General features: G+C 51.0%; 4 protein-coding genes. 1 reads left to right on the top strand and 3 read right to left on the bottom strand.

Annotation, left to right across the window (positions count from 1 at the left end):
• Both V6D20_20755 and V6D20_20750 read right to left on the bottom strand, forming a co-directional pair.
• The coding region (locus V6D20_20755; protein ID HEY9818210.1) for a glycosyltransferase at positions 1–600 on the bottom strand (600 nt) is incomplete at its 3' end.
• Positions 601–716: 116 nt separating this feature from the next.
• Positions 717–1,994 carry an MSMEG_0569 family flavin-dependent oxidoreductase gene (locus tag V6D20_20750; protein ID HEY9818209.1) on the bottom strand — a complete coding sequence of 426 codons (1,278 nt, stop codon included), beginning with the start codon at positions 1,992–1,994 and terminating at the stop codon, positions 717–719.
• 500 nt (positions 1,995–2,494) lie between these two features.
• On the opposite strand from V6D20_20750, the gene V6D20_20745 reads away from it, so the two are divergent.
• Positions 2,495–4,003, top strand: coding sequence for a LuxR C-terminal-related transcriptional regulator (locus V6D20_20745; GenBank protein ID HEY9818208.1), 1,509 nt, complete (start codon positions 2,495–2,497; stop codon positions 4,001–4,003).
• Between the two features lie 121 nt (positions 4,004–4,124).
• On the opposite strand, the gene V6D20_20740 is transcribed toward V6D20_20745, so the two are convergent.
• Positions 4,125–4,471: AIR synthase-related protein (locus V6D20_20740; GenBank protein HEY9818207.1), on the bottom strand; the 347-nt coding region annotated here is incomplete at its 5' end.

Raw genomic sequence — 4,471 nt, 5'->3', positions numbered from 1 at the left:
AGGATGACCGGATAACCCCATGCGTTCTTTCAAGCCGGATTCAGTACCGTTTACAGTACAGCTAAAGCGACGGGTATTGACACCATTCACCATGAGTGGCGCATCTAAACCATAGCGCGATTCTAGCTGTTGCTGCCAATGGCGGCTCACACAAAGACAGCGATCGGGTAACTGAATGGATGTTTCCTGACAGTGTTGTAGGTAAGGACTGGTATAGGCTTCAATATGATGAACCGTTCGCAGAATATGGGAAATCGGGTATCCCTGCGATCGCAGCATAATCAGCGCGTTTGCACTAATGCAATCCTGCGCATGGTAGACGTCGTAAGGAGCATCACCACGCTCAAAACAAGCTTGGAAAAAATCGACATAGTCCTGAATTCGCTGCTGAATCAGGCGGTCAATACTTGGCGGGGCGGACTGACTGGGTACTAGTCGATAGTCACAGGCGATCGCTCGATACAGTTCTCCATCACCCTTATCCAAGGCAAAAATACATACGTCTTGCCCCAGCGCCGCTAGAGCTTCTGCCAATTCAACAGTATGGATCACACTGCCGCGTGGCTTCGTGGAATAGGTGAGCAGAGCAATTCGCATCATTAATTGACAAAGTAATAAAACTAATGATTAGCGCATTGTGGTGTGTTAATCATGGCTTTGTAGGGTAAAACCAATCCACAATCAGCCCTAAGGCAGCAGTTTAAACCCTGAACGCGCTACGATCCAAGAGCAACCTGGTTGATCCCGTCAGAGCTATCCGGTTGGGCAACTCGCTGCTTAGCTATGATACAATCTGCCAGATACGCTGCATCTCGATCAATCCCCGAAAAACGCCCCGACCCCCAGGTATAGAGCCACGGCAATCCTAAGAAATATAATCCTCTCACAACGGTGACCCCACGCTCATGTCCAGGATATCCTTTACCATCGAACACCGGAATATCAATCCATTCATAGTTCATGGTATAGCCGGTACACCAGATCACAGTACCAATATTGGCAGATTGATAATCCAGTTCAGCTTGCTCCGTCTGAGGCTCCCATACCGGTTGGTAGGGCGGCTCGGTTGGCGCTTCAAGATGGTGCTTCTCAATAAATCCGTCAATGGTTCGCTTGATGCTTTCGGCTACGGCATCAGCCGCATCTAAGTTTTGTTTGAGATTAGGCTGGAAGGTAAGGCGGCTCCCTTGAATATCCTTGAGATGCCCGTAGAGCTGCATTCCCTCTAGGGCAAAATGCCGCAGGTCAATTTCTCGACCGCCGCCTCGTCCCGTTACATAATGGTTGGTTTTTGTTCGTACTTTATGCTTATCTGGATGCTGATCGATGGAGAGGTCGTAGTAACCCATTTCATCTAGCCAGGCAACTACATCCTTACCTCGATATTTTCGGGGAGAACGGGGAGCCCCTCCCACACAAAGATGAACTTGCTTACCGGCAAGATGGAGATCTTCTGCAATTTGACAGCCCGACTGTCCAGTTCCGATGACAAGAACACCTTTGTCGGGTAAGGATTCCGGATTTTTATACTCTGATGAATGAATTTGTACGATCTCCGGAGCAAAGCGTTGAGAGAGGGCGGGGATTTTGGGTCGATGATAGCCGCCCGTCGCTACAACAACCTGATCGGCTGTGAAATGTCCAATGCTGGTTTCTAGCCCAAAGCCTTGCCCCTGTTGATACAAATGATGGACAGCAACTCCTTCCTTGACTGGGGGATTGAAGGCCGCCACATAGCTTTCGATGTACTGAACAATTTCGTCCCGCTGCATAAAACCGTGGGGGTCATCACCAGAGTAGGGATGGCCCGGTAAAATACATTGCCAATTGGGTGTGACCAAGCAAAACGAATCCCATCGTTGCGATCGCCAGGAATAGCCAATCTTATGTTTCTCGAACAGGATATGATCAATGCCGTTTTGCTTGAGATAGTAGCTTACGGCCAGGCCAGCCTGCCCTCCACCAACAATAGCAACTGAGTAATGGGTGGTCATGGGTGACGTTGCCTCCCAGCAACAGGTTCACTTAGGTTCACTGCGATATGATGCCAAACAAGGCGCAACGCTGGACGACGAGACTCTGGATGTTGCGCTTCTTCTGCACAGTAGGATTTGCTTCGTTGTCGTCCTGTATCTTTGAATACACACTGAGCAGGTTTAGCGGTAAGGACAGGAAGGGCCGCATCAAGCGATGTTTTGACAAAGAATGGCGATCGCGGCCCCTTTGTCCCTCGATCGTGTTCAAAGACTAGACCGTTCAGCGATTCAGCCCCTCAGCCGCGATAGAAATGGATGTGCCACCAATAGACTGAAAGATAGAACCCTGGTGAAATCGTTAGGGGTGAATGTGTCGTGGAGAGACTGTTGTAGCACCGCACAATCCTATCATTACTATATGCAGGCGGCGCAATCGCATCTACTTTGTGGCATTCAACACAGAAACCGACTCCCACCTTGCGGCTCAATAGAGTGAACTCTGTTTGATGTGGGTACCTGTGTCCGATTCTGTTGTGGATTGCCTGAATGCACCGCGCCTCATGTTCGAGTTGCAGCGGGCCAATCAGATTGCTCAAGATATCTACGCTTGTCTAGATACTAGGGCGATCGCCAACCGTGTCACTCAAGGGCTGGTCAATCAGTTCAACTGTGCGCTTGCACGCATTTGGTTAGTAGAGCCCGATCGTACGCATCTCAAAATGATTGGTTCGGCTGGCCTCTACACCCGCACCGATGGGGCATTCAGCACCGTTCCCATGGGGGCGTTCAAAGTCGGGAAAATTGCCCAGAATCGAGTTTCTTTCCTCAGCAATAACCTCCTAGATGAGCCGTGGCTGCGCGATCGCGAATGGGCGCTCCAGCATCAACTCCGGGGCTTCGCCGGCTATCCCCTGGCAACATCTGACACAGTGATTGGAGTGTTGGCCGTCTTTAGCCGAGAAGCCCTTGCGCCTGAATTTCTAGAAATATTGCTCAGTCTTTGTACCACGGTGACGGTTTCCTTGGGCAGCGCGCTCCAGTTTCGGCAAGTCCAGCAAACCTGGCACCTCGCAGGGCAAGGGCTATCTGCCCTACAATCTCCCATGCTGTCCGATTATCTCGCCAAACTGTTGGGCCTTATTCCCCTCAAGTTGGTTGGAACCGAGCGATCGCTCGACGTATCGCTCACCTATCTCTTCATCAAGTTTACGGAGTTGGTTCAGCCACTCGATTGCACCACCTGTAGTTTGACCTACTCCACGGATGTCGTCACCCTAGATGCGATCGTGTCCGCCGATGTTCTAGTCATCACGACCCATGACGGCGAAGTCCCCCTTTCTAGCGATACTGGATCGATCCAACGTGACAACTCAGGAAACACAATTGCTGTTCCATCCTCGTTTAGACCGATCTTACTGGCGAGTGCTAGTTTGGGTGGCACCCTAACAACTACGATAGGGACATTGAATAAAGTCGTGCAGATTACCCTAAAACTGCCCTACAGCCAGCCCGAAACCAACGGATACGTTAGGGTCGAATGTCGCTCGGCCGTTTTGCAATGTGCCTTTAGCCAAATGGTCACGACTGCAGGGTTTGTCCTGTCAACCGTCCCAGATCCATCCATTCCACTCATTACAGATCAGCCCGATCAGATCCACGGAAGCGATCGCGTCATTTGGGTTCATCCTTCCTCCATGGGCAGTCCCCGTTATCCCCAAGGCGTTGTCGCCCAAATCAGCCTAGATACAGACTCCACTGTTCTACGGGACGTGATTATGGCGGTCTTAGAGGGCAATACCTGGGGCATCCATGATGGGGAAAACACCCAGAAAATGCTATCGTCCCGCGAACATGATGTGATGTGCCTACTGACCCAAGGGTTGCGCGATCGCGAAATTGCCGGACAGCTTCATATCAGTGAGAGCACCGTCAAATTTCATATCAATAATACGCTGGCAAAACTGAACGTCAAAACGCGCGTACAGGCCGTATATGAACTGATGCGTCATGGGTGGCTAGAGGTTTGAATTACCATTCACCCCATACCCCATTGAGCAGGAGCAGACAGATGCAGAATGGCTGGTAAGGGTTTTCATTGGTTTGATTCGTCCCACCTTTGCCATCGATACAACGCCGGACAACGGCCCATTAGCGATCGTCTGACGGTGCCCAGCCGGTCAAGGGTTGCTCTATTAAATTCCACAACATCGCCGTTTCAGCGCCCCAGGTTAACGTCAATTGTTGGCTATCGTCCACCCGCCCGATCGCCTCACAGTGCAGATCTCGTCCACGAAACTGAGCCTGGATTCGTTCCACCTGATGGGGGCGCACACTCAGCAAAAAACCATAGCTCGGAAAATGGTGCAGCCACTGGTATAAATCCAAGCATGGCGGGCAGGGAATCGCCTCTAAGTCAATCACCGCGCCACATTGAGAGGTTTCTAGCAACATCAGGGCCGTTCCCAATACTCCCCCCATGCTGATATCTTTCCCGG

This window comes from Candidatus Obscuribacterales bacterium, from assembly GCA_036703605.1.
Classification (GTDB): domain Bacteria; phylum Cyanobacteriota; class Cyanobacteriia; order RECH01; family RECH01; genus RECH01.
Note: the sequence above shows the minus strand (reverse complement) of the source record. Positions and strands in the feature narration are given on the sequence as shown.

Coding starts and splice junctions, on each gene's coding strand:
- V6D20_20750 (HEY9818209.1), bottom strand. CDS start 1,994: ATGACCACCCATTACTCAGTTGCTATTGTTGGTGGAGGGCAGGCTGGC.